Source organism: Priestia sp. Y58 (genome assembly GCF_029522095.1).
Taxonomy (GTDB): Bacteria; Bacillota; Bacilli; order Bacillales; family Bacillaceae_H; genus Priestia; species Priestia megaterium_E.
Window position 1 is genome coordinate 124006 of the sequence record NZ_JAKWFL010000010.1, and the last position, 25611, is coordinate 149616.

At 34.7% G+C, this 25611-nt stretch carries 30 protein-coding genes and 1 pseudogene; 20 read left to right on the forward strand and 11 right to left on the reverse strand.

Features of this window, described 5'->3' with window-relative positions:
- Positions 1–285: 285 nt before the first annotated feature.
- Together MMB68_RS23635 and MMB68_RS23640 are read left to right on the forward strand one after the other, a co-directional pair.
- Positions 286–876: a GNAT family N-acetyltransferase gene (locus tag MMB68_RS23635; RefSeq protein ID WP_277447393.1), complete on the forward strand. Its 591-nt coding sequence runs from the start codon at positions 286–288 to the stop codon at positions 874–876.
- A gap of 135 nt (positions 877–1011) precedes the next feature.
- On the forward strand, positions 1012–1755 hold the full coding sequence (locus MMB68_RS23640) for an alpha/beta fold hydrolase (protein WP_277447394.1): 744 nt from the start codon (positions 1012–1014) through the stop codon (positions 1753–1755).
- Between the two features lie 76 nt (positions 1756–1831).
- Here the strand turns inward: MMB68_RS23640 and MMB68_RS23645 are convergent, their stop codons facing one another.
- A complete protein-coding gene (locus tag MMB68_RS23645) occupies positions 1832–2113 on the reverse strand; it encodes a hypothetical protein (RefSeq protein WP_277447395.1) in 282 nt (93 codons plus the stop codon).
- A gap of 265 nt (positions 2114–2378) precedes the next feature.
- Here MMB68_RS23645 and MMB68_RS23650 point away from each other — a divergent pair, with 265 nt between their 5' ends.
- The gene (locus MMB68_RS23650) at positions 2379–2540 is read left to right on the forward strand and encodes a hypothetical protein (protein ID WP_269871484.1); all 162 of its coding nucleotides are present in this window, start codon (positions 2379–2381) and stop codon (positions 2538–2540) included.
- Between the two features lie 229 nt (positions 2541–2769).
- On the opposite strand, the gene MMB68_RS23655 is transcribed toward MMB68_RS23650, so the two are convergent.
- The 3 genes from MMB68_RS23655 to MMB68_RS23665 are packed head-to-tail and all read right to left on the reverse strand — an operon-like array spanning position 2770 to position 4481.
- A complete protein-coding gene (locus MMB68_RS23655; protein WP_277549409.1) occupies positions 2770–3297 on the reverse strand; it encodes an NAD(P)H-dependent oxidoreductase in 528 nt (175 codons plus the stop codon).
- Positions 3298–3346: 49 nt separating this feature from the next.
- On the reverse strand, positions 3347–3994 hold the full coding sequence (locus tag MMB68_RS23660) for an SDR family NAD(P)-dependent oxidoreductase (protein WP_277549410.1): 648 nt from the start codon (positions 3992–3994) through the stop codon (positions 3347–3349).
- Positions 3995–4043: 49 nt separating this feature from the next.
- Entirely contained in the window at positions 4044–4481 is a 438-nt protein-coding gene (locus MMB68_RS23665) for a MarR family winged helix-turn-helix transcriptional regulator (protein WP_014458900.1), read from the reverse strand.
- Between the two features lie 226 nt (positions 4482–4707).
- Between MMB68_RS23665 and MMB68_RS23670 the strand changes: the two genes are divergently transcribed.
- The 5 genes from MMB68_RS23670 (at position 4708) to MMB68_RS23690 (ending at position 7804) form a co-directional block, all read left to right on the forward strand.
- Positions 4708–5124: a DUF6892 domain-containing protein gene (locus MMB68_RS23670; protein ID WP_277549411.1), complete on the forward strand. Its 417-nt coding sequence runs from the start codon at positions 4708–4710 to the stop codon at positions 5122–5124.
- A 246-nt stretch (positions 5125–5370) separates the two neighbouring features.
- A complete protein-coding gene (locus MMB68_RS23675) occupies positions 5371–5691 on the forward strand; it encodes a PadR family transcriptional regulator (protein ID WP_277549430.1) in 321 nt (106 codons plus the stop codon).
- Between the two features lie 58 nt (positions 5692–5749).
- Positions 5750–6103 (forward strand): DUF1048 domain-containing protein, encoded by a 354-nt coding sequence (locus MMB68_RS23680; protein WP_048019363.1) that lies wholly within the window; start codon positions 5750–5752, stop codon positions 6101–6103.
- A gap of 189 nt (positions 6104–6292) precedes the next feature.
- Positions 6293–7054, forward strand: a complete 762-nt coding sequence (locus MMB68_RS23685; protein WP_114896283.1) for an ABC transporter ATP-binding protein — start codon at positions 6293–6295, stop codon at positions 7052–7054.
- Positions 7055–7804 carry an ABC transporter permease gene (locus MMB68_RS23690; protein ID WP_221781131.1) on the forward strand — a complete coding sequence of 250 codons (750 nt, stop codon included), beginning with the start codon at positions 7055–7057 and terminating at the stop codon, positions 7802–7804.
- Positions 7805–8101: 297 nt separating this feature from the next.
- Here MMB68_RS23690 and MMB68_RS23695 read toward each other — a convergent pair whose 3' ends face one another.
- Entirely contained in the window at positions 8102–8554 is a 453-nt protein-coding gene (locus MMB68_RS23695) for a YoqH family protein (RefSeq protein ID WP_277549431.1), read from the reverse strand.
- 164 nt (positions 8555–8718) lie between these two features.
- Here MMB68_RS23695 and MMB68_RS23700 point away from each other — a divergent pair, with 164 nt between their 5' ends.
- Together MMB68_RS23700 and MMB68_RS23705 are read left to right on the forward strand one after the other, a co-directional pair.
- Positions 8719–8907 (forward strand): hypothetical protein, encoded by a 189-nt coding sequence (locus tag MMB68_RS23700; protein WP_277549412.1) that lies wholly within the window; start codon positions 8719–8721, stop codon positions 8905–8907.
- A 90-nt stretch (positions 8908–8997) separates the two neighbouring features.
- Positions 8998–9450, forward strand: a complete 453-nt coding sequence (locus MMB68_RS23705; RefSeq protein WP_277549414.1) for a hypothetical protein — start codon at positions 8998–9000, stop codon at positions 9448–9450.
- A gap of 256 nt (positions 9451–9706) precedes the next feature.
- On the opposite strand, the gene MMB68_RS23710 is transcribed toward MMB68_RS23705, so the two are convergent.
- Positions 9707–10630 carry an anti sigma factor C-terminal domain-containing protein gene (locus MMB68_RS23710; protein WP_277549416.1) on the reverse strand — a complete coding sequence of 308 codons (924 nt, stop codon included), beginning with the start codon at positions 10628–10630 and terminating at the stop codon, positions 9707–9709.
- Positions 10614–11120, reverse strand: coding sequence for an RNA polymerase sigma factor (locus MMB68_RS23715; RefSeq protein ID WP_277549418.1), 507 nt, complete (start codon positions 11118–11120; stop codon positions 10614–10616). The genes MMB68_RS23710 and MMB68_RS23715 overlap by 17 nt, the downstream gene beginning before the upstream one ends.
- Positions 11121–11342: 222 nt before the next feature.
- Between MMB68_RS23715 and MMB68_RS23720 the strand changes: the two genes are divergently transcribed.
- Both MMB68_RS23720 and MMB68_RS23725 read left to right on the forward strand, forming a co-directional pair.
- Positions 11343–11681 (forward strand): PadR family transcriptional regulator, encoded by a 339-nt coding sequence (locus MMB68_RS23720; RefSeq protein ID WP_098288018.1) that lies wholly within the window; start codon positions 11343–11345, stop codon positions 11679–11681.
- Positions 11678–12535, forward strand: a complete 858-nt coding sequence (locus MMB68_RS23725; protein WP_277549420.1) for a permease prefix domain 1-containing protein — start codon at positions 11678–11680, stop codon at positions 12533–12535. Before MMB68_RS23720 ends, MMB68_RS23725 begins: the two co-directional genes overlap by 4 nt.
- Positions 12536–12818: 283 nt before the next feature.
- Here the strand turns inward: MMB68_RS23725 and MMB68_RS23730 are convergent, their stop codons facing one another.
- Positions 12819–13445, reverse strand: a complete 627-nt coding sequence (locus MMB68_RS23730) for a type 1 glutamine amidotransferase family protein (protein WP_277549421.1) — start codon at positions 13443–13445, stop codon at positions 12819–12821.
- A gap of 91 nt (positions 13446–13536) precedes the next feature.
- Here MMB68_RS23730 and MMB68_RS23735 point away from each other — a divergent pair.
- Positions 13537–13827 (forward strand): annotated as a pseudogene (locus tag MMB68_RS23735) (isochorismatase family protein); the annotation flags it as partial.
- A gap of 141 nt (positions 13828–13968) precedes the next feature.
- Here the strand turns inward: MMB68_RS23735 and MMB68_RS23740 are convergent.
- Positions 13969–14301, reverse strand: coding sequence for a branched-chain amino acid transporter permease (locus MMB68_RS23740; protein ID WP_221786177.1), 333 nt, complete (start codon positions 14299–14301; stop codon positions 13969–13971).
- Positions 14298–15008 carry an azaleucine resistance protein AzlC gene (gene azlC / locus MMB68_RS23745; RefSeq protein WP_277549422.1) on the reverse strand — a complete coding sequence of 237 codons (711 nt, stop codon included), beginning with the start codon at positions 15006–15008 and terminating at the stop codon, positions 14298–14300. Before azlC ends, MMB68_RS23740 begins: the two co-directional genes overlap by 4 nt.
- Before the next feature lie 269 nt (positions 15009–15277).
- On the opposite strand from azlC, the gene MMB68_RS23750 reads away from it, so the two are divergent.
- The 5 genes from MMB68_RS23750 (at position 15278) to MMB68_RS23770 (ending at position 21741) form a co-directional block, all read left to right on the forward strand.
- Entirely contained in the window at positions 15278–16666 is a 1389-nt protein-coding gene (locus tag MMB68_RS23750; RefSeq protein WP_277549423.1) for an aminotransferase-like domain-containing protein, read from the forward strand.
- Positions 16667–16993: 327 nt separating this feature from the next.
- Positions 16994–17989 (forward strand): zinc-binding dehydrogenase, encoded by a 996-nt coding sequence (locus tag MMB68_RS23755; protein WP_277549424.1) that lies wholly within the window; start codon positions 16994–16996, stop codon positions 17987–17989.
- Positions 17990–18889: 900 nt separating this feature from the next.
- A complete protein-coding gene (locus MMB68_RS23760; protein ID WP_277549425.1) occupies positions 18890–19786 on the forward strand; it encodes a macrolide 2'-phosphotransferase in 897 nt (298 codons plus the stop codon).
- 436 nt (positions 19787–20222) lie between these two features.
- The gene (locus MMB68_RS23765) at positions 20223–20807 is read left to right on the forward strand and encodes a hypothetical protein (protein WP_277549426.1); all 585 of its coding nucleotides are present in this window, start codon (positions 20223–20225) and stop codon (positions 20805–20807) included.
- Positions 20808–20829: 22 nt separating this feature from the next.
- Positions 20830–21741, forward strand: coding sequence for a coiled-coil domain-containing protein (locus MMB68_RS23770; RefSeq protein ID WP_277549427.1), 912 nt, complete (start codon positions 20830–20832; stop codon positions 21739–21741).
- Positions 21742–22200: 459 nt separating this feature from the next.
- On the opposite strand, the gene MMB68_RS23775 is transcribed toward MMB68_RS23770, so the two are convergent.
- Positions 22201–23058, reverse strand: coding sequence for an alpha/beta fold hydrolase (locus MMB68_RS23775; RefSeq protein ID WP_264408286.1), 858 nt, complete (start codon positions 23056–23058; stop codon positions 22201–22203).
- 1201 nt (positions 23059–24259) lie between these two features.
- Between MMB68_RS23775 and MMB68_RS23780 the strand changes: the two genes are divergently transcribed.
- Positions 24260–24610: a hypothetical protein gene (locus MMB68_RS23780; RefSeq protein WP_277549428.1), complete on the forward strand. Its 351-nt coding sequence runs from the start codon at positions 24260–24262 to the stop codon at positions 24608–24610.
- An 11-nt stretch (positions 24611–24621) separates the two neighbouring features.
- Positions 24622–25173 carry an N-acyl amino acid synthase FeeM domain-containing protein gene (locus MMB68_RS23785; RefSeq protein ID WP_264408282.1) on the forward strand — a complete coding sequence of 184 codons (552 nt, stop codon included), beginning with the start codon at positions 24622–24624 and terminating at the stop codon, positions 25171–25173.
- Positions 25174–25611: the final 438 nt, after the last annotated feature.

The following is a 25611-nucleotide window of genomic DNA, read 5'->3' on the forward strand; positions in this document are numbered from 1 at the left end:
GGTTACAATGCATATGAACTGAAAAGACATGCGTTTACGAACTTTTATTCTGTGTAAAAAATCTATTACCTTTTCGGTTGATTTAAATCTTAAAATGACCTACGAATGTATTGATTAAAAAATGAGAATTAAATTTTTTACTTTAAAATTATCCAGACAAGCGAGTATCCGTAATAGTGCTGCCTTCTTATCCGACTAAATAAAACTTTTGTTATTAAAAAGGGATTTTATTAGTGATAAGAGAAAAAGTCTCCTTAAGAGATCAATAAGTTTAGGAGGCTTTCCTTGTATATAAGAGATTATAAAGAAACAGATGAAACTGAATGGGTTCACTGTAGAGTATTATCGTTCTTGAACACTGCTTATTTTGATAACGTTCTTAGAGTGAAAGAGAAATACAAAAATTCAGCTGTTGAGCTAGTGGCTGTAGAAAATAAACAAATTGTGGGACTTATTGATGTTGAATGTGAATCTCAAAAAGGCACGGTTTGTTCCGGTTTAGAGAGCAGGCTTGGAGGTATGATCTGGCACCTTGCCGTTCACCCAGATTTTCGTCGTAAAGGTATTGCCAATCAACTACTTTATGAAGCAGAAAATCGAGTTAGAAAGCTAGGAATCACTTATCTTGAAGCGTGGACTCGAGATGATAACTGGGTAAATAAATGGTATTTAAAAAACAATTTCAAAGTAAGGACATCCTATTTGCATGTATTCCTTGAAAGACCTACGGAAATAAAAAAAACAATTAGTAGCTCAGTCCACCATTTACAGCCAGTTCAGGTATTTGCCCATTATACAGGACCTGAAAAGGAAAGGGTTATTCGTGAATACAATAGAGTGCATGAGTGCTATTGCTATCAAAAGAAACTCTTGTAATGCTAACTAATTCTTTTGGTTTATGAATCAAACTTATTTTTTAGTAGGATATCTTTGGCAATACTCTTTTTTAAATAATAAGATTTATAAAGTGAATGAATTATCAAAATGTGAATATATCTGGAGGCTTTTTATATGAAAGAAGTAATTAAAACAGGAAAAATGCAAGATATTGGCGGTATTAAACTTTATTACGAGTTTTTTGAAAAACAAAATGAAGACGTAACAATTATATTTGAGTCTGGATATGGATGCACTTGTGATTACTGGAATCCAATTAAAGAGGAAATATCAACATTTGCTCAGTTCTTTATCTATGATAGATCAGGCTTGGGAGAAAGTGAACAAGACGCTAGATTAAAAGACAGTAACCAGTCCGTTAGAAATTTACATATTCTTTTACAAAATGCCAATATTAAGCCACCATACGTACTTGTAGGTCACTCAATTGGAGGGGCAAATGTAAGATTATACGCTAGTACATATCCTGAAGAAGTAGCGGGAATAATCCTTTTAGATTCCTGTCATGAAGACCAAAATAAAATTATGCCGCCATTATTTACTGAAGAAATGAGGTCTATTTATTTTAGCCAGTTTTCAGTCGAAGGTTCTATAGGTGATATTGAAAAAAGCTTTGAGCAAATAAGTGAAGTTCAATCTTTGGGAGACGTCCCCCTTATAGTTGTGAGCGCTGGCCTACAGTCTTATCATACAGCTGAATCCTTTGCAGCTTGGAATCTATTTCAAAGAGACCTTACACGCTTGTCAAAGAAAAGTAAACATATTGTTGTGGAGGGCGCAGGGCACCTTCTTCATGTTGATCAACCTCAGGTCATTATTAATATTATTAAAGCTACTTTGGACGAAGTAAAAAAATAAGTTGGAGCGAATATAATACCTGTTTCAACAATCAAAATAGCCTTTAGATTGATCAATCTAAAGGCTGTTAGTATAACTAGCAAAAACTTATCCAATATAGATTCGTACTAGCAATCAACCCAAAAGATATAAATCCCGCAATTTTTACAGGGTGAGTAATTTTATATGTCACAAAGGGATTAACTCTTCTTATTACCTCTGCGAAGAGTAGAGTGCCTATGGATGCGAGTGCTAGTCCAAGCAACAAAGCATTCTCCTTTAACTGAACAAAATCAAAAATTAAATAAATGAAAAAGATCCATAGATAAGCTAAAAATACATTGAAAACAATTGATAATAAAAAATCTTTATTTTTCATAATTAACTCCCATTACAATCTTTTCTAGTTTCTATGATTTTATCATACTAACTAACTGTATATAGCAAGAGAACAACAGTTTCTATACACTATCCTATAAATCTAAGAGTAAGGTGATACGATAAAATATTTTGTAATAGAGAACGATGAATTATCGAACGACGGGGAAGAAACGATCTACGTATTTGAACACACTAAAAGAGAAAATACAGGTTACGGTATTTTTTCTCTGGAGGATTTTGCAGCTAAGTGTAGGTTTATCGAGATGAGAAACCGTTATATGTATTGGCATAAAGGTGAAAATATTGCAGATACAACGGTAGATGAACTTGAAGAAAGAATGAGAGCTGAACAGGAAGAATTAAAGCCATTATCAAAAAAAGAGTTTATTGAATTTTATGCAAGCAAAAAAAGAGCAAACCTTTGAAGGGTTGCTCTTTTATGGGTAACGCTTATTTTCTCTAACAGCTTATACAAAATGTTGTGCATGATCAACGAATAAATAAGAAAGCTGTCTCATTCAAGAGATCATGTTTAACTCTTCATGTTAAACTGAGTTTCCCACCGTGATAACAATAGTAAGTGTCGGCTTTAAGGTTTTTAATGTTAGTCTTTTTAATTTTTTCCTCTACTTTACAATTTTTAATTCTCATCACTTAAAAAGTAAGTTTTAAGTGACGTACCAGCTCCTCAGCACTTTCATGGACTTGTTCGTTCGTTAAGATACGTACTCCTTGTTTTATGAAAGAAGGCAAAAATCGCATACCGGTCAAGTTTGCTGTTGCTTGAAACGGTTTGGTTAGTTCACTCATGCTGAAAAGGTTGGATCCACCGGCTTGATAGGCTGCTTCAGGTCCGCCAGTTGAAATGGCTAACATAAACTCTTTTCCATGCAATTTTGTGCCTTCAGATCCGTATGCCCAACCATAACTAAGAACAACATCCTGCCACTCCTTTAATAAAGAAGGACTGCTGTACCAGTAGAGCGGGAATTGAAACATAATCCGTTCGTGTTCAAGCAGCAATTGTTGTTCGTAAGCAACATCAATAGTACCGTTTGGATATGTGGCATATAAATCATGAACAGTAATGTCGCTCTCTTGACTTAAGCGATCTTTCCATGTTTTGTTAACGGTTGAAGTGGTTAAATTGGGATGTGCAATAATAACTAATGTTTTTTTCATAACTAAACTCCTTTTATATTTGTATATACAAATGATATGTTAAAAATTTTTACTTTTCTTCAAAAGTGACCTCTACGTCTTTTCGGTTTTCAAACATGTGATAGAAGGTCTCAGCAATATTTGCAGGTGAGACGTACGTTCCTTCTTCAACAAAACCCTTAATAGTCAACGTTCCAACGTAAATTCCTTTTGAAGCAAGTTCTTGATTCAAGCTATATGCTAAATTACGAATGCCTGCTTTTCCAATCGCTAATGAAGAATAGTCAGCATATGGATGAAGAGCTAATCCGCCGCCTGTTAACAAAATGGCCCCGTTTTGCATATGGGGAACTGTTTCTTTAACAGCAGTAAGAGCTCCAGCTACACTGATTTTAAAATCGTCTACTAATTGATCAGCGCTCAATGTTGTTGGTTTGCCAGGTCTTCCTGAAGCAGCATTGTATAAAAGAACATCAACTTTTCCATAAGTTTTAATTACTTTATCAATGGCTTTTCTTAAGGATTCTTCAGAAGAGACATCACCTGGAAATCCTTTTGCTATAATTCCGTCGTTTTTAAGTTCATCTTCATATCTCTGTAAGGAGTCCATACTACGGGAAATCATAGCCACTTTAAATCCTTCTTTTCCAAATTTTCTTGCTGTATTTAAGCTAATCCCTGGACCAGAACCAACAATTAGTAATAGTTTTTCAGACACATTGAATCCTCCCATTATATTTGTATATGCAAATGAAGGGGTAAAAAAATTACGATTCTTTCTCTAACTTATTGCTCGCTTCATGCAGCATTTTACTTAAGTCTTTACTAAATTCATCTCCTAATATTTCTGAGTAATTAGTAAACAATTCTTTTAAAGAAACGCGAAACTGATGATACACTTTTTCTCCTTCATCCGTTAACGAGATCCTCGTCTGCTTTCCATCCATTTTTTTGACGACAAGCTTTAATTTTTCAAGTTTATCAATAAACCTCGTACTTGTAGAAGGGGCAATCGATAACTTGTGGCACAGTTCTTTCTGTGTGATATCCGGATGAAACTTTACAATCATAATCATGTAAAGATAGGAAGGAGCGACGTCACCAAAATCAAATGTTTTTTCAGCTAATTTTGTAATGTTACGAGCAAATCTGCTAGCTGTAAAGTAAAGACAGTGTATTAATATTTGTTCTTCTTCATTATTCATGTAATCATTCCTTTTCTTCATTTGCATATACAAATTAACACGTAATAAAAGTAAAGTCAACTAAGTTGTGGTTGAATATTTGGTTCAGTTGTGCCATCAACGAGAAAATAATAAAAACGAAAAATATACGTGAAAACCCAGGTTTTGTTTATAGATGATTGTTATAATACGAATAGTGCAGGGGCGATTACAAGCCTAATACAGAGATAAAATCGGAGGTAGCAAAATGGGGAAAAGTGGAATGTTTACAGATTTTAATTTTAAATTAGTGGTTATTGAAGCTTTATTAGATCAAGAGCCATTATTTCTAAAAGAATTAACCGACTTAAAAGATAAGTATACGAATAATTTTGAATGGCATTCTGGAGCTGGCCCCATTGTTGAAATCAAAGATTATTTAGAAGCGTTAACGTTGGAAATGAGTGATTTAGAAAAGATTGAATCCCTTTGCTTTGAAGGAGGTAATGAAATTTATCATATTCTAAAGCCAGATTGGGACGGTGAAGACAGTTTATTTGACGTACTATCTTCTGTTGAAGGGTTTCAGAACTTAAAGAATCTAAAAGCAGTGGACTATATTTCCATGTGCGATCCAGAAGTATTAGAACCATTTAAACAAGCTGGAATTGAGATTGAGGATTAAGGAGAAGGAAGGCAATATACTAACAGAAATAACTCATTTTGATAAAAAATGGTTTTTCTATAATAAACAGCATAAATAATTTTGAAAATATTTTAAAAAATAGTTGAAATGCCTGGTACTAAGTATTACAATCTACATATACTAAGTATTACTTAATAGCTTAATTTTAAAAGTTATTAAGTGAAAATTGGCTTGGTACTAAGTAATACAGAATATAAGTCAAACAATATAGAGGAGGTTCTGAAGATCGAAAATTTAACTGAAATGCTGAAGGGTTCGCTGGAAGGCTGTGTGTTAGAAATTATCAGCCGCCATGAAACCTATGGCTATGAGATTACGCGCCGTCTGAACGAGCTTGGATTTATCGAGGTCGTGGAAGGGACGGTCTACACTATTCTCGTACGATTAGAAAAGAAAAAACTTGTGAATATAGAAAAAAAACCATCAGATATGGGTCCACCCCGCAAATTTTATTCGCTTAATGAAGCAGGCTACAAGGAGCTTGAGCAGTTTTGGAAAAGGTGGGATTTTGTATCATCAAAAATCAACGTCTTGAAGTCAAACTAGCTTCATAGGATAGTTTTAAAGCATCTTATGAAGCTTTATAAAAAGGAGGAAAAATGACATGTTGGAAATATTCAAAAAAATGATTGGTGATAAAAAAGAGTATAAAATGATGATGGCACGGGTTGAAGCCTTGCCAGAGGACTATGAGTTTGTATTTAAAAAAATTCAAAACTACATGTGGAATTTCTCATCGGGCAACGGAATGGATATGCTACACATGCAGTATGAATTAATTGATTTATTCGAAGCAGGTGCTGCAGAAGGTAGACAGGTGCTCGAAATTACTGGAGACGATGTGGCTTCCTTTGCTGACGAATTAGTGGCAAATGCTAAAACTTATATGGTTAAGTATCGTGAAGATTTGAATCAGAGTATTAAGGAACGATTAGGAAAAAATAAATTTAATCAATAACATCGACTGAATAGCTAGTTGCTTTCGCTATTCAGTCATTTTTTAAACTCAGTACTAAGTGATACAGAATATCAGTCAGACTAAATAGTGATATGTCAAAAACTTAGCTCTACGAGATGCTCAGCTTAGTTAAATCATGACAGTTCTAGCAAGCCAGCTTGTGGAGCTTTTTAAAAGGAGGAAAAACGTATGAGAAATACAGCGATTTTTGTAAAAGAGTTAAAAAAGTCCTTTAAAGACAAAGAAGTTTTAAAAGGGGTGAACGTTGAGGTGCAGCGCGGTGAAATTTTTGCACTGCTGGGCTCAAATGGAGCAGGCAAGACGACGACAGTTAATATTCTTTCAACGCTGATGAAGGCTGATAGCGGCGAAGTAAGTATTTGCGGATTTGACGTCCAACGTCAACCGGCTGACGTCCGCCAGAACATCAGCCTAACGGGGCAGTTCGCAGCGTTAGACGGCATGCTTACTGGGAAGGAAAACCTGATAATGATCGCCAAATTGCGAGGGGTATCTAATCCTAATGAAGTAGCTGACAATCTCCTTGCAAGATTCAGCTTGACCGATGCAGCCAATCGCCGAGCGGATCAATATTCCGGTGGAATGAAGCGCCGACTTGATATAGCTATGAGCCTGATTGGGGCGCCAGCCGTTATTTTTCTCGACGAACCGACGACCGGACTTGATCCCGAAGCCCGGATTGAAGTCTGGAACACTATCAAAGAGCTTGCTGGCGGTGGTACGACCATCTTGCTCACGACTCAGTACCTGGAGGAAGCTGAACAGCTGGCAGATCGTATAGCCATCCTACATGGCGGGAAAATCATCAAAACCGGTACCCTTACCGAACTCAAAGAGATGTTCCCCCCAGCAAAAGTGGAATACATTGAGAAACAGCCAACATTGGAGGAAATCTTCCTCGCGATCATCGGTAAAAAGGAGGAAATGTAAATGAAAAACAATACAGGTGTATTACTAGGACGGTTGATGCGCACTATTATGCGCAGCCCGGATACGATTATTACGGTGGCGATTACGCCAATTATGATGATGCTACTGTTTGTCTACGTATTTGGTGGCGCTATAAATACAGGAACAGCCAATTACGTCAATTATTTATTACCGGGAATCCTGCTGATGGCTATCGCATCCGGCGTCGCTTACACTTCCGTGCGGCTATTTAATGATGTAAAAAGTGGACTGATGGCCCGTTTCATCACCATGCCCATTAAACGTTCTTCGGTATTATGGGCTCACGTGTTGACATCTTTTGTTTCCAATGCGCTTACTATCGTGATAGTTATCTTCGTCGCGCTCTTGATGGGTTTCCGCTCCAGTGCTGATATCCTAGATTGGTTCGCGGTAGCCGGGCTACTCGGGCTGTTTACGCTAGCCCTGACATGGTTGGCCATTATTCCAGGACTGACAGCGAAATCTATGGAAGGAGCCACAGGCTACTCGTACCCACTGATTTTCCTACCTTTTATTAGTTCCGCCTTTGTTCCCACTGAAACGATGCCTAAAGCTGTTCGTGCATTCGCCGAGAACCAGCCCGTGACTTCAATCGTGAATACGATTCGTGCACTCTTGTATGAAGGATCTGTTGGCAATGATATCTGGAGTGCTCTTGCCTGGTGCCTAGGTATCATGGTCATCGCTTACTTCTTTGCTAGTAAAGAATTCAAACGCAAATTAGGGTGAATTTTATAAACTGAGCAAGCTATCCAACGTATATGGAATCATCGAAATTTTAATGTGAAGTATTAATAGCATAAAACAGAAAAACCTACAGTGGCCCAGTAGGTTTATTCTTTTTTATTTGGCTGATTCTTCGACGAGGTTAATAAATTCCATTGCATAATTCTGGTGCTGCTTTATCAACTTCACTTACTCGGGGTCTACGAAGACGTTCTTCATCTTAATCATCTACATAATATTGATTTAGATATATTGAATGAGCATGTATTAAACTAAACGATTCGTTTTAAGCTATTTAGCTCAATTACAAGACGAAAGGGTACTCTGTAAGACTGGTGATCCTAATTTTTCTGTTTTAGAATTTGAAGGGCGCACCTGTATCTTGACATTTTTCATCTCTTCCGTAATCCAATCGAACTTTCCAGCCCACGTAACGCCATCTTCTTCAGGTGTAGAATATAGTTTAAAACGCCAGCTAATATAACCTGGGATGGTTGTAAACCCTTCATATTGATCATACCTACCATAAGTAGAAGGGTGAGGAAGGTGAACAGCCATAATACTAATGTTTGTTCGAGCAAAACTGGGTGGATTCAATTGTACTTTGTAAATTAGAGCCGTTCCTTTGGCGTTTTTTAAATGTTTGTCTACAGGCTCTAATATCGAACTACAAGGCATTTTACTGGCATTAGCTTGATATGGATAAGCAAGTGCTACAAACGACAAGACTATAATTAAAATAAGTTTTTTCATGATATTTCCTCGCATTTTTTAGTTACTATCTCCTATTGAATACATATTTATTATGATGAAATTAAAGCATTATTTACTTCAGGGAAATAGAAGGAGATAACATCAATGACCATTCTGACCAGATCTCATTGCAACACTTATTTGTCGGAGGTAGCATTGGATCAATGAGATTGTTTTTGGAGAATGGTTTAAAAGGCACAAGAGGATATTTTCTTTATAAAAGAGTTGACGGAAATAACGTATTAAAAGAATTAAATAAAATGGGGAATATTTGGGTTGTTATGACAGTTGATGAAAGAAAAGCAGCTAAGCTTGAGCTAGAACCTTTTAATTGGGACAAGTGTGCTGACTAAGTAAGAAAAGGGTCTCAAAAGTGACTCTGAATATTTGCGATTATAAAGAGAACAATAAGTCCAACTAAAAATAATGAGAGGCGTACATAAATGAAAAATTACTTATTTTTATTTTCATTAGCTGTTGTACTTTTTGTTTTCAATAACAATATACAAGCCAGTGCTTTAACTTTTAATCAACTTCCTAACACTCAAAAATCTGACCAATGGACTGTTGAAATAGACAAAGCAAAAAATAACGATCCACATGCTATAAAAGCTAAAAAAGGTGTTTATCAAACGTATAGCATGGCAATTAAAAGTATTAAAAATGATGCATCTAATGTAAGAATTGAACTTTTTAGAGACGAAGAAGACTCTACTAGTAAATATGGAATTGTTAATTCAGAAAGAGAAACATTAAATAGAGACGATAAAGAACCTTTTTACTTTGCGAATTTTCCACTTTCTGAAAAAGCTAAAAAGCTAGAAGTAGTGATCACATGGAAAGAAAAAGATAGCGATAGAAACTATCAAGAGCGATTTACGTTTAGTCAAGATTAACGAATAAGCAAATGAAAGACCGTCCATAATTTTAGAAATTATGGACGGTCTTTTTTATAGATTACTTCGTAAGCTACATATGTGACGAATAGGGCTATAAAAGTAATTCCTATTTCTATAAAAAACGATTCGCAAATTATCCCTTCAACGCATATTTGACCATTATAAAAAGATACGCATATACTTAACACTCCTATACATATCAGTGTTAAAGTATATGTTTAACTATTGTTTTCTCGTTACAAGTTCCTAAAACTTAATATTTATCAACTACTGCTCCTAAACTAGCTGCTTTAACATACGGTTCATTTCTTAGGGAAAGCAGTTCTTCTTTTGTTCCTGTAACAACTACGCCTATAATTAGTCCATTTTTCTGTTTGTTTTTTAGATTTTTAGCTTCTCCTGGATCTGTTTTTTGGAGCTCATTCAAAAAGTCTGCTTCTGTTTTAATTTTAGTGGTCGCTAGTTTTGCTCCTAATTGTGGTGATGGTTTAGAAATACCTAATAACCATTGTCCACTTTCTGGATTGTTTCTGTAACCAGTAGACTTTCCATAGTTATCTACCCAATACCACGTTTGGTGAGCAGATGTAGGCAGCATCTTTTGTACTTCTTCCAGTGTGTAATTTTTATTGAAAGATATGGCCATCTCCATATATTTGTCATTTGGATATTCTTTAATCATGTCAAAGTCATTCGCATACAACTTATATTTGTATTTTGGTACGTAAAATAACATCTCACGTTGCCCATTAGGAATATGATAAACTGTTGTGTCATTGACAATTGTACTACTCATAGAGAATGATGCATTCATGTTTCCAAGTAAATCATACGTTATTTCTTCTGTACCCCAAGGTATCACTTTGTCTTCAATAACTTTAAATACTTCCCTCTTAATAGTCCCTTTTAAAACTCCAACTAAAATGGTATCAGTGTTAGTGTATGTGTTTGGAGACATCATCACCTGATTTTTTGTGATTAACCGATCAGCAAGTTTGTCTCCTTGTGTGTTAATAAAATAATTATTCCCTTTTACAAATATACCAATAATAAAGCTAACTACGAGTGCGGAGATAAAAACTGTTCGTAAAATTGCTCTATACTTTGCTTTTTTCAACGTTCTATGTAAAGACTTTTCATCAAAAATAGAATCTAACTCATCATTCGTTTTCTTCATTACATTCTCTCCTATACATCTCTTTAAATGTTTTTCTAGCACGAGCTAAATATGTTTTCACAGTTTCAGGTTTCATATCTACATATTCCGCAATTTGTTTATAAGACCACTCTAGCTCGTACTTTAAAAGAAGTAGTTGCTTAAAGGTGGGAGATACCTTTTTAAGTGTGCTTCTTACTAGAAGCTGATTTTCTTGTACAATCATCATCTCTTCCATTAATCGTTCATTGGTAATAAGGTAATCTTCTACTACCACGTACTGAGATTTTTTGTTCTTTCGACAGTAATCGTAATATAAGTTTATAGCTACTTTAAAAAGCCATGATTTATATTTATCGGTATCAATCGATTCAAGATGAAGAAGTAGTTTGCAAACAGCTTCTTGAACAATATCTTTAGCTGTTTCTTGGTTTACACCTTGTTTAATTAAATATAAGTAAAGTTGATTCATAACAATTTTTAGTTGATCGTTTGATAACCGATTTTTCAAGTGTTTTTCCTCCTTCCTGTCTTATAACGTATGAGCAGTGAAAAAGTATACAATTATTTCACATTTTTCTATAAAAAAGAAAAGTAATAGCTTTTTGAGTAATTTCTTTCTTAGTACATGTTCTAGGAAAGAATGAGTTGATTTTATATTTCAAACAATATAAAAAATAATACCTTGTAATAAAAGGTATTATTTTTTATAATTTCATAAGAGGTGGATAAATTGGAAATTAGTAGAGAAATTTTGAAAGGGCATATTGATACACTAATCTTATCGCTACTGCATCAACGGGATATGTATGGTTATGAATTGGCTAAGATTGTTCGTGAGAAGAGTGAAGAACAATTCGAATTAAAAGAAGGGACCCTTTATTTGTCTTTAAAGAGATTAGAAAAAAACAATTGGATTTCTTCTTACTGGGGAGATGAACAAGGCCCTGGTGGAAGAAGAAAATATTATAAAGTCACATCATTAGGTAAGCAAAACTTTGAAGCCAAGCGTTTAGAATGGCAATTTGTGAAGAAAATGATGGATTCTTTTTTATGGGGAGGCACTAAGTGAAGAGAATAGAAAAATTTGTGGATTCTATGTATCTGAATGTAGAAGGAGATCAACAAGAAATTAATGAGCTAAAAGCAGAAATGACCAATCATCTGTTGGAAGCAGTCCATGAATTAAAAGCAGAAGGCAAAACAGAACAACAGGCCATTACAGTGGCAATCAAACGATTTGGGGAAGAAAAAGAAATACGAAATGTGATTGGACAATTGTTTGAAATACAGAAGATATTTGCAAAGCGCGTCCTGTACATAGCAATATTGTGTTTAATCGTCACGATATCCAGCTTCTATTTTCTTTGGAAAGTGGAAGAATCAACGGCTGAAGGAATAGCTGACACACGTTCATTGATATCGTATGAATTGAAAGATAAAGATGTCATAACCAGAGACATGAAAAGAAAAATAGAAGCTTTAGTAGAAGACACAAACTATGTTTCTGAGGTTACTATTTATAAATCAAAAAATATAATAAGTCGTGCTGGCGAAAATTATGTTGAATATAACTGGAAGTCAGTACAGCCGGATTTTCAATATCAAAGAACGGTTTGGGCTCCAAAATGGTTAGGAGCAGACTTTTACACATCTGGAGATGGGAATGAACAATGGTTTGTTTCAGTAGATAAAAGAAGCTTTAGTCGATTAGAGGTCGTGGTCTTATTTATGGGAATGGCTATTTACTGGACTCTGTTTACCGTTTGGGCAATTATTAATGCCTATCATCAAAAAAGATTACGTATTGGCTGGCTTTTCATGTTTGTATTTTTCAATATTCTCGGTTATTTAATTTATTATCTGACAGGAAAACAAGGCCTTTTTCTTAGAGGACGTGATGAATTCTACGAGGATTATATTTAGGAGTCACAAATTATCTGGCTGGCTTTTCATGTGGAGTAATAGCTTTGGAAAAACAGGAGAGAGGACTAACGAAATATTTTAGTTTGATCTCTCTTGTTCTAATTCCAGTCATTCTTATGCTAGGTATGCTGTTATTTGCGATGAATTTCGGTCAAACAAAAAGAAGCAAGCACAGCGTGCTTGCTTCTTTTTGTTTCTTTCTAGTTACCATAGAACGGATTATAGGTATCTACAAAAATAAAAAAGAAAATTATTGTAATCGACCTTGTATATAATTAGGAATCTATAATGAGCTCATTAACTGAAAAAAGTATTCGGACTTCTGAGTTTTATTTAAGCTATACCATGAATCTAATGTATTTGATGCAAATACATCCAATTTTTTTAATACGTTCCTCGCGAATTCTAGAGGTGCTACTCCTGAAGCAGTAATCATGTTATTATCGGATACTACAGGTCCAATCTCATACAACTTCTCCCCTTTATAATTAGGACAGACCATTTTTGTATATTCTAAGTTATTAAGCGTATGCTTTCTAGAATCTAAGTATCCACTATTTGCAAGGGCATCAGTAGCACCACAAATTGCAGCTACAATAGTACCAAGCTCTAAAACTTCCCCAACTTTTTTCAATATAGGTTGATGAATCTCCTCACTCCATGTATTTCCTCCCGGTAGAATTAAAAGATCTTTATCCAGAAGAGTACACTCATCAAGAGAAATATCCGGCTGTATACTCAGCCCCCCCATTGTTTTAATAATTTCTTTATTAACTCCTACCGTCATTACTTTTAAAGGGGCTAAACCTTGCCTGAAATATCTTCCTGAATTTAGTTCAGCAATTAAATATCCATACTCCCAATCTGACATTGTATTAAATACATAAATATAAACTTTTTTTGTTTGCATATTAAGCCTCCCGAACTGACGTTCTCTATATTATACCATTTTAAAGGCGTATATCTATAAAAATGTTAAAATATTCAGAAAAAATAAGGAGATTGAGAATCATTTGAAAGAAAACAAAATAGAAAAAGTCGCAATAGTAGGATTAACAACTCCACATTATGTATGAACTTTTACTCGAATGAGTGATAATTTAGGATTTGAAACGTATCTCGTATCAGATGCCACAGCTGCATTTGCAATAAAAGGAGCAGATAATGCATATTATCCAGCTGAACAAATACATACTGTGTCATTAGCAACTTTAGATAATGAGTTTGCCAAAGTTTTAACAACTGAAGAATTGATCAAAAAGTTAAATTTGACTGAAGCAATACAATCATAAGATCTTTATTTTAACTGTATATCTTCTACAAAATTAGTTAACATGATACGGCTTATCGGTACTCTGATGAAATATAATTCATTTTATTTTAGCTGTATAAAAGAAGAGAATTCTTCATCAAACTTTGTAGAAATAAATTTATCAAAAAACCATTTGCACCAAAATCATATAGATAATCGTTCCTCCTGCTATAGAGAGGAGCATCTCTCTCTTCCAAGAATGAAGCAGTACAACCATCGCCACTCCAATAAGCTCTGGGATACCGTGACTACCTGATAGTAAACTCACATCTTTAAAGCAATAAATGATTAGTAGCCCTATTACTGCTGAGGGTAGCACTTTCCCGAGATACTGAACATACTTTGGTGTGGGTTTATTCGCCGGAAAAACAATGAACGGCAGAAACCTTGTAAGCATTGTGCCTAAGACAACCATAGCGACCGTAATAACCTGCTGCATTAAACTCATCGTCATGCTGTGACCTCTACTTTCTCTAATGGTTTTTTCAAAAAGGTTAGTATTGTTAGAATCATAAGCATAGCTGGAATAATAAAATGGTTTCCACCAAAAATAATAAGGCTTATGGCTGAAAGTCCAAGGCCAGCGAGAGCGCTATGGTGCTTTTTCTCTTTTCTCCACTGTTCAATGAAGATGACAATAAAGAGAGCCGTCATGACAAACTCTATTCCTTCTGTGTTGAACTTGACAAGAGAACCACAAAGCCCACCAATTGCTGCTCCTACAAACCAATAACAATGATTAAGGAATGTCACAAAAAACATAAACCAGCCTCTGTCCACGTTTTTTGGGATATCAACCGCACAATTGATTGAAAAAGACTCATCACACAGTCCGTAAATTAAATAAAGCTTTTTCTTTCCAGTTCCTTTATATGTATCTAACATGGAGATACCGTAAAATAAATGGCGGGCATTTACCATTAACGTTAAAAAAAGGGCATTAACTGGATTAAATGGAGCCAGTAATAAATTGGCTGCAATAAACTCCATGGATCCTGCAAATATTGTGAAGCTCATTATGATTGGATAAATAGCGCTAAAGCCCAATGAATGCATGTAGATTCCATAAGCAATTCCTAAAAATATAAACCCTGTCAAAATAGGAAATGTATAAGGAAAAGCAGCACGGCATGCATTCCATTTCTCATTTTTTTCTTTCATGTAACTCACACCTTAACTAGATTTATTTCAATTTAACACATGCAAACCATACAAAAAATAAGAGAATTGTATGTATTACAATTCTCTTTATATAACTGCCCCGATTCTATATTATGATGAAATGGCAAGCTTTTATGGCTGGTACTGCTTCTTATACCAGTCACAAGGTGTGAGAGGAATGTTTTTTCCAAGATAAAATATTTTGAGGAGCACCCCGTACATTAAAGGATAGGATTGTTTGGAATATATATAGATAATAGAGGTGAACTATGCCAGTAAACTCATTCGATAATTATCCGATGTCGTGGAAACCCGACAAAAAAGCTCTAAAGCGTCCTTTTTACGAATCTATTGCGGCATTACTGGAACAAGATATTATAAATGGCTTTTTAGCACCGGGAACAAAGCTGCCTCCACAAAGGGAATTAGCAGATTTTCTCGATTTAAATTTCACTACTATTACTCGCGCTTATAAAGCATGCGAGGTAAAAGGATTAATATATGCCGTTACTGGAAAAGGAACGTTTGTTTCTCCTAATGCTGCTCGTTCTATTACCATTTCTAGAGATAAAATCACAAACTGTATCGACTTTGGTTTGGTAGCTTCATTTGAGCAGACTAATTGGATTGTAGCAGAGGAGATTCAAAAGGTTGTGAGCAAAAATTACTTGGAGCAGTTACTCAATTATAATGATCCGACCGGTATTTCACATCAAAAGACTGCAGGACTAAACTGGATGAAATCTTTTGGTATTCAAGCTGACCAAGATCATATATCGATTGTTTCTGGCGCGCAAAATGCATTAACAATTACATTGACCGCACTGTTTAAGCCAGGTAATCGAATTGCCACTGACTTATACACTTATTCGAATTTTATTGAGTTGGCAAAAATGCTTCATATTCAGTTAGTGCCCATTCCTGGAGATCAGTTTGGGATGCTGCCAGAAGAACTTGAAAAGCAGTGTACTCAACTAAATATTCATGGCATCTTTCTTATGCCATCTTGCTGTAATCCTACCACAGTTATGATGTCAGATTTTCGAAAGCAAGAATTAGCGACGGTCATTCGTAAGCATCGTTTAATCTTGATTGAGGACGATATTCATGCATTTCTGACGGCAGGTATTATTTCTGATTATCAGCAGCCTATGTTCAATTTACTTCCAGAACAAAGCGTTTATATTTGCGGTACTTCTAAGTCAATATGCTCAGGGTTACGAGTCGCCTATATGGTCTATGGAGATGCGTTCCGCAAGAAAATTTTACAAGCTATTTTTAATATTAATGTAAAAACCTCCTCTTTAGATGTGGAGGTTATCACAGAGCTTATCTTATCAGGAAAGGCTCATGAAATTGTTTCCCATAAGCAACAGCTTGCACAGTCAGCAAACGATATTTATTCAGAATATTTTCCTCAAAAAGAGCTAAACGGACATCCTCTTAGTTTTTATCGTTGGCTTTCTATTGGAGAGCATAGTAATCCAGTGCAGTTGGAAGCAGATTTGAAGAAACATGGGATTCGAGTTTTTCATTCTGATCGTTTTCTCAGTGGACCGACTACACCCAACAAGTATGTGCGTATTGCGCTTTCTTCTACACGCTCATTAGATGAGTTGAAAATAGGATTAGAAAGGCTCAAACAGTATCTCGGCTAATTCAAAAAGTATAAAAAATCAATCTTTAAAATGGTGTAAAGCAACGCATCAATTTATAGGCGAAACCAAATTCCTGAATTAATAATGCAAAGTTTTAGTGCAATTTCCAAATACAATAAGGGGATTTTTCTGTTGGATAATGATAAGTATTGCAGAATTAGAATGAGATATTATACATAGAAGAAACCCATCAAAGAAAGGGGTTAGTCACAAGAAGGTAAGCATTCTTTGAAATTTTGGTAATTGGTCTTATACTAGGGTGTCAAAGAAATCATAAAATTCTAAAAAAGGATTCACATAAGAAACAGTTAATAGGAGTGAGTTTAGATGAAAGCATTAATTCATGCAGAAAAACTTGGGTTAGAAGGACTTTCAATACGTGATATTGACTCACCAAATCCTGGTGCAGGTGAGGTAAGGATTAAACTTAAAACTGTTGGCACAAATCACCGTGACCTTTTTGTAACTAATCGTCATCAACCAACAGAGGGAACTTTAGTACTTGGATCAGATGGTGCAGGGATTGTTGACGAAGTAGGGAAAGAAGTTGTAAACATTCAAGTAGGGGATGAAGTTATAATAAATCCAGGTCTTGGCTGGAAGGAGAATACGCCGGCACCTCCAGATAGTTTTCAAGTATTAGGTCATCCATCCAATGGAACTTTTGCTGAATATGTGGTTATACCGGCAGAGAATGTGGTTCCAAAGCCAGTCCACTTAAGTTGGGAAGAAGCAGGTGTCATCTCATTAGCAGCGCTTACTGCATACCGAGCACTCTTTACGAGAGGTCAATTGAAATCAGGAATGAAGGTGTTCATCCCAGGTATTGGAAGTGGAGTTGCAACCCTTCTATTGCAACTTGCAAAGGCTACAGGAGCGACCGTATATGTATCGTCGCGGTCTGAAGAAAAGAGGCAGAAGGCCCTTGAACTTGGAGCAGATAAGGCAATTGATAGTAATGGAGACTGGGAGAAAGCGCTTGAGGGGGAGAAAGTGGACCTTGTCATCGAATGCGTAGGAGCAGCTACCTTCAACAAATCTCTTGCACAGCTAAAAAAAGGAGGCACTATTGTTACTTTTGGTGCATCTGCCGGGGATGTTGTTCAATTTGATTTGCGAACTTTCTTTTATGGACAATATAATTTACTAGGTTCTACAATGGGGAGTGGGAAAGAATACAAGGAAATGATCGAGTTTATTACAACTCATAACATCAAACCAGTCATTGATAGAATGTATACACTTGATCAATATGAAGAAGCATTTGTGCGATTAGAAAAAGGGGAACAATTAGGAAAAATTGGTTTTGTGATTGAAGGATAAAGAATCTGTAGAAGCGCCTTTCTTAAATAAAAAGGGCGCTTTTTTGAATGCATTACTTATTTTTTATAAATTGCTTCGTAAGCTGCATATATAACGAACAAAGCTATAAAAGTAATTCTTATTTCTATAAACGATCCGCAGATTATACCTTCAACACATATTTGGGCATTATAAAAAGATAGTCCCATACTTAATCCCCCTATATGTACCGGTGTTAAAGTATATATTTATATATTTCCTTCTAGTTAACATAAAACGTATTGTCGAAAGAGTATTAGTATAAATCTTTATAGCGTATATCTTTTGATAAGTATCACTTAATATGTTAATTCTCGTGCTAACCTTACTTCTAGCAATAGACCTTTTAGATAAGTAAAATAGACTTTTATCGGGGAATTGAAAATAATAATTTTATGTTATAAAATGAAAGCATTCTACAATAAGGAGGATTATTAAAAATGACTGCTTCAATTAGATTGCGTATCCGTACTTTGAACAATTAATTTAATATGTTCAAAGGCTCTGTTTTAATACTTGCAGAGTAAACAGGATTAGTCTGTCCATTTTTAATAATCTTCAACGGACATAGCAATGTGTGACATAAGAAAAGGTGGGTTCATCTATCTTTCTTTTGTTATACCTAAAAATGTACTCATTTTCCTTGAACAATCCACTGTTATGGTTTCTTCAAGGTATTACGGAGTACATGGACGTTGATACTTGTTTACTTTAAGCTGCAGACAGAGATTTCTGCAGCTTTTTTTGTGTTTCTAACTGTTGATCTATACTGATAAATAGCTATTAATTAATAACATTAGTTGTGAGAAGAAGAGCTGTAGAGAATAAAAGGGCAACGAACAAAGTGAAAAAAACTTGAACATTTATAGGGGGATAATTAAGATGAATAAACTAAAAATTAAAGAATTAGCGAAAAGAAAAGGCCTAAATGTAATCGAAAAAACAATAAAATTGAATGAATCAGGCTTAGACTTTCAAGTTGCTCATGTAGAGGATGAGCAGGGACAAAAATGGATTTTACGAATCCCGCGCAGACCAGACTCTATGGCAAAAGCCAATCAAGAAAAGATGGTTTTGGATGTTGTAAATCGATATGCAACTATTCAAGCACCCGATTGGGAAATTTTCACCGATGAACTCATTGCTTATAAAGCATTAGACGGAGTGCCTGTGGGTACCATTAATCCTAAAATTCAAGATTACGAGTGGGTTTTAGATACAGAAAATATGCCGTCCACATATTACGAATCATTCGGGCGCATGTTAGCAGAGTTACATCAACTGCCAACAAACGTAGTAGAGAAGGCTGGTATTAAGATTTATACGGCAACTGAAGCAAGAGAGTTAATGAAAGAAAAAATGCAAAAAGTAAAAGATGAATATGAGGTGCGTAATAATCTGTTAAATCGTTGGGAGGCCTGGGTAGCTAATGATGATATGTGGCCAAACTATACCGGTCTTAGCCATGGTGATATCCATCCGGGGCATATTTTGATTAATCACCAAGCAGAGGTCACTGGCTTAATAGATTGGACCGAAGTAGCTGTTACAGATGTATCTCGTGATTTCCTTGCTCACTATTTATTCACTGGAGAAGTTGGATTGGAAAAAGCTATTACTGCATATGAGAAAGCAGGTGGGAAAGCGTGGCCCCTTATGAAAGAGCATATAATAGAGTTATCAACAACACAGGCGATTACGGTTGCTGAGTTTGCTAAAAGCTCTGGGATGCAAGAGTATAAAGATATGGCCCAACAGATGCTTGGTCCAATTGAGTAATAAAATAACTTTGATAAAAACTTATATAATGAGCAAACTACTTAAGAAGTCTTTTAGGACTCCACTTACAACCTAATTTATTTATCAGTAGAAAAAGCTATCTTCCCCAAAGGTAGCTTTTTCGCCTTTTAGTTACCATAATGTGCGTTACCTGAACAAATAAAAAAGTTCCCTGAGATAAATGAATTGAAGAATTAAATATGTTAGTTCTTATGCATAAGCTTATGGGGGGTCGGCAAGCCTCTAATATTTGGAACACTCTTCATGCTATATCGTTAACATTCAATCTGTAATGCAGATGACTACTAAAAACATATAAGAAAGTGAGAAGAAGCAGGGAAAGTTCCCTGCTTCTTTTTTTATATTGTGAGTTAAAAATATTCCAATCGTAATATGATGTTGTTAAGAGGGGGAATGAATGTGAGTAATTTAGCACATGAAGACAGAGAAAAAGAAAAAAAAGAAAAGAAAAATGATGCTTATTGTTTTGACATTTGTGCTCATTATTGCAGCGTTTGCTTCAATTGGTGCTTATCATAATCACCAAGAACGCGTAGCAGCAGAGCAAAAGAAAAAGGCCGAGCAAAAATATAAAGAGAATTTGTCCTCAGCCTATGACCAAATGGTAGCTGCTGGCTCAATGATGGAAGACATCATTAATGGTTATACAGAGGTTTGGCATGCGGCTATATGGAATGATGGAGCTACGATCGATGGTCAAAGCTATACAGATTTTAACATGGCATTAGCTGCTCAAATGGCATCTTATGATACAAATGGAGACTTAGCTACGGTAGAAGCTACCATGACTTCGTTAGACCAGACAATGGATGAATTAAAGAATCCTCCGGCTAAGTTTAAAGATGAATATATTGCCGCTCTTGCCGCTTATACGGCTGTTAAAGATATGAATACTTACGTAAATCCTTCCGGTTCTTATCAGACTTATTCTCAAATCACAAATGAAAAAGATAACGAACTGGCAAGTAAGTTAAATAGCTTAGAAGTGCGTATTGATTAAATCGAATAATGGGGGAAAGAGAATGTCGAGACAACAGGAGCAAAAAGGGTTCTTTAAAACGTTATTTAGTAAGTGGTGGGCATGGGCACTAGTACCTGTCGCATGTATTGCTCTTATCTTTACTGCTCTAATTATCAGCTTTGGGCTTGCGCCAGAATCAGTAAAAGAAGTGAGGTCACAAAAATTAGAGGTTCAAGAAAAACTAGATAAAAGCGAAGCAAGACTAGAGAAGGTAGAGTCTTCCCTTGAACAGACAAAGTCTGCTCTTAAAGACGCTCAAGCTAAGCTAGCGGATAGCAAAACAAAGCTGAAGAAAGCAGAGTCTACATCAAAAGATAAAAAAGAAGCTAGTAAAAAGGATTCGGAAGCACTTGAAAGTAAGTTAGCTAAAAGTGAAAGCAGCTTAAAAGAAACGAAAGGTGACTTAAAAGAAACGGGGGATAAATTAAATAGTGCGAATGCTAAGGTAACTGAGTTAACAAAACAATTAAAGGAAGCTAACAATCAAGTCGCGAAAGCCAAAGATGAAGTGAAAACGGCCAATGCAAAAGCAGAGGAGGCAAAAGCAGAAGCTGAAAAAGCACTGGCTAAAGCGAAAGAAACACCTGCACCTGCTAAAGAAGAGCCGGTAAAAGAAGAACCTAAAAAAGAAACCACATCATCAGGCAATTTTCATAATCCTGTTCTCGATCTTGATCCAAGCAATGTAGCTAGTACAATTAAATCAAATGCAGAGCAAAGGTGGAAAGACGATTATCAAATGCAAGACTATGAGGTGCAGCAGCAAACGTCAGCTTATAATCAGTTGAAGAACGTAGCGGTTGATAGTGAAGTGAAACAAACGCAAATGGAAAACGCATTAAGCGGATGGGGCTATGACTTTGAAATGGTTCAATATGAGTACAATGAGCAGATGAAGGCTTATAATAATTAGAGGAGGAAGGTAGGAGGGGATAGCCGAGGCTGCTGGGGGGGCAGTTTTGGTTATGCTATCTTTCTTTAAAAAATGTTAACAACCTGTAAAAAACAGACTTTATTGCTTTAATATTTGAAAGCAGATTGAAAATCAGCATCCGTAAAGGTATACATTTACGGACTTTGATTTTATATAAGGAATCTATCGTCTTTATCGTCCGTTTAAGCTTGAAGATGAATTATGAACGTTTTCTGAAATATATATACATTTACGGACGCTTTTGATGTAATAATAGGAAAGCTAATAAAAAAGACATTTTTTGAATTTATTTTAGGAGCATGGAGATTACAGAAAAATCTATTGTGCGATGATGTAAAAAGTCGTATCAGCAATTAATCGTATTAAAAAATTATCTTTTTCCATTCCAATACTCCTTCCTCTTTTTTGATAAGGTATCTCCTAAACAAGTTAATTCGATTATTGAATAACTTCTGTCGCTGGACCTTGCATATCCTTTTCTTTAAAGATTTGTTGAATGAGTTTGTCTTCTCTATCTTCTGTTATAAAGGTGAAAATTTCATTATTGACTTCATCAGGTTGACATAGATTAGTCGGGTCTGCTGAATTTTTAATAATACGCAAATTACAATTTGGGATATGTGCTTCAATTTCTTTTGCTTTCTGTACTACTGTATCCATAGCATCCCCGACAATAGCTAAAACAGGAATATTAAGGTTTCCTACTTTTTCAAGTAAGTCCATACCGAATACCTCTATTAGTTGACGTGATACATCTTTTGCGCGCCAATTCCGGAATACTTCTTCTAACTGCTTATGTGCTAGGTCCCATTTCTTCCAACGAGAAAAAAATGGTAAGACTAGTTTTGAAGGAAGCCATGAGGCAAATAAAATAAGTGCACCAAATATCGCTAAGCGAACTTCAGGCAAAGATCTTGGAAACAATTGTGCATATGTATCAATTAAAACGAGCCTTTTGACCTTATCAGAATGTTCAATCGTAAAATTTTGTGCAACGATTCCTCCGTAAGATACTCCTACCACAACTGCCTTTTCAATTTCTAAAAAATTGTATACTTCTAATAAAGATTCAAAGTGAACGGTTAAATATTTAGATGTAGGAACAGATTCTGATTTTCCGTTTCCCTTTAGATCAACTGTGATAGTTTGATTCGTTAATGAAAAAAAGTCTACTTGAGGTTTAAACATTGAGTGACTTGAACCAATTCCGTGAATGAAAATTATTGGTTCGCCAGTTCCTTTTACTTCGAAGTATAGTCCATTTAAGTAGTGCTTTTTTGCTTTTATGGGTTTCATTATTTAATCAGCATCCTTTATTTTTAAGTTTTATGTTTTTCATAAGGTAATTTAGTTTAAAAGAAATTTTCACTAATTTTTTTTTCAATGTAGAGTGATAGGATGAAGAAAAACACTAAAAGAGGATAAAAAAACATGACAGTTATAGTTGTTGGAAACTAACATGAAAGTTCATAGGAAAATGTTTTTATTGAAGCATATGTATTAAGAGAACTAATGCATGTTAAGGTAGCAGGCATTAAAGAAGTAAGAGTAAAAGTAAGTGAAAATGTTAAACAAGATACTATCAAAAATTTCGAGCGCTTTTACTACAAAAAGGTATCAAAAAATCTCCGTGAACGGTTGGGAATAATTGATTTATTATAAAGAACTACTTATTAAGAATATTAGTTTGAAGTTATAAAATTAGCATAATGGCTATGACATATGTAGTTTGAAGACTATGAGATCTTATAAAAACGTTTTTTTGTGGTGCTTCTCTAGCTTTCCTTAACACTGAATAACCAATAGAATAAAACATACTTGTTATAGAGTAGAATAATAGGACAACCATATTTATATAAAAACAAATCACTATATCTTCTTATAAAAAAAGAAATCCAGTCCTTTAAACCTGGTAATATAGAAAAAAATGTATCATATTCCATTTTAATATAAATGTAGGATAAAATCACTATAAATTATTCCCTAACACAATCTGAATAAATACACGTTTATAGATAAAAAGTATTACATATTAGCATTTTACTTTCCAGAATTCCTGTATACTGATCAAAAATAATTTCGTTTTCTAAGTGCCTCTGATTCTTTAAGCTCATTCTGTTCAATATTAATGGACTTAATGCGGGACAACAGATAAATTTCTATATTCCATATTTTGGATTGAATTAAGGGTTCTATTATTGTATCTTAAATAACATCTGATGGTTAATACTTTTTCAGTTAATTCTACTTTGCTTTTTCATATTAATCACGCGTGTTGGTCGGACTACCATTACCAGTGTCCACAAGGTTTAAAGGAGACCCACAGATTAATTAGCACCTTTTGATGCAACCAACGTCAATTTAATTAAAGCCCATATGATTATTAGAACTTTTATCCCTTCCAATTTTAATAAATTCTTTTTCTTTAAAAATTGGTAAAATATTATAATAAACATGAGATAAATAGTATAATAGACAAAAAGAAAGAAAGGTAATTATGACTATTGAACTGTTATTATTATACAAGTGGTGGATATTAGCTGCTTCTGAAGTTATCGCTTGGATAGCAACATTTTATATGTTTTATGCAAGATACTGGATGAAATCCAATGTTCAATTTAAAGTTACTGCAGCTATTGCAGGGATAACTGGATATGTTCCGCATATAAGCTTAGCTATTTATAACTATTACACAACAAGAAAAGTTGATATCTTTCTGATTGCCATTTTATTATTTGTGGGAGTAGGAGTTATTTTATGGCACCCCATTGAAAGAAAGCTAGAAAAGAAAATAAAAGAGTTGGCATTAAGAAAAGAAATCAATAGACAAAAAATGCACAAAAAATGAGGTCTGTTTAAATGTATCGAAAAGTTACTACTGATAAAGAAAATGAGCTGTACTTAGAAGTATTTGATAATGTTTGGAAATTCGCTGATTCAGACTACAAGCAAAATACAATTTATCGATATATTATGTTTACAGAAAACGGTGAAGTATTTGGATCATTTGCTTTAAGTTTGTATAACCCAGCAGTAGGCAGTATAGAAAAGGTTTATTCATTTAGAGAGAACGTAGAAAAAATTAATAATATTGGAAAAGTAACCATTGAAATAGTTGCGTTTGCTTTGAAAGAAGCATATCAAGGTACGAAATATTTTATGCAAAGTGTTTTCTGCTTGATGACAGAGTTAATGCGAACAGGCTGTGATTATGCCATTGCTGTAACCGAGCCCAAACTTTCCAAAATAATAAGAAAAGCCTGTAGGGAAAATTTAGTAGTCTTACAGGAAGGAATTATCGCAAAGGATGATAATACAGAATGGGTGGCTATGGTAGCTGATTTAAAGCCTGTATTTAATAACATTGATGAATATCCTCTATTAAAATACGGCACATACCAACTTGTTTAATCCTACATAATTTAACTCATAGTGCAAATGTTAGAATTATAGTATAACAACCATTGATATTTCACATAAATATTTAAAGTGATTAAGGAGTTACATAATTTAGGTATATTTTATAGAGTGATAATAAAATAAAAAGAGCAAACGTGTTCTAGGTTAAATTATTTAATTTTTTATTCTTTCCTTTATAATATATACATTTTGACACAGATACGAATATAAACTGGTTAGAAAAATATTTACAGAACTCATCAAAAAACACTGTTTTTAAGAGAAAATAAACTTAAATTTTCTACGAAAAAAATTTTAATTAGTTCCTATAATCAAACTTATGGTGCGACAAGAAGTCGCTTTCTTACAGTGTAGCTAATGCTACTCATCTAGACGCAAAGATGATCTCCATCCGAAACGGCATTCTTGGTAACGAGTCTGTCGGTTGCA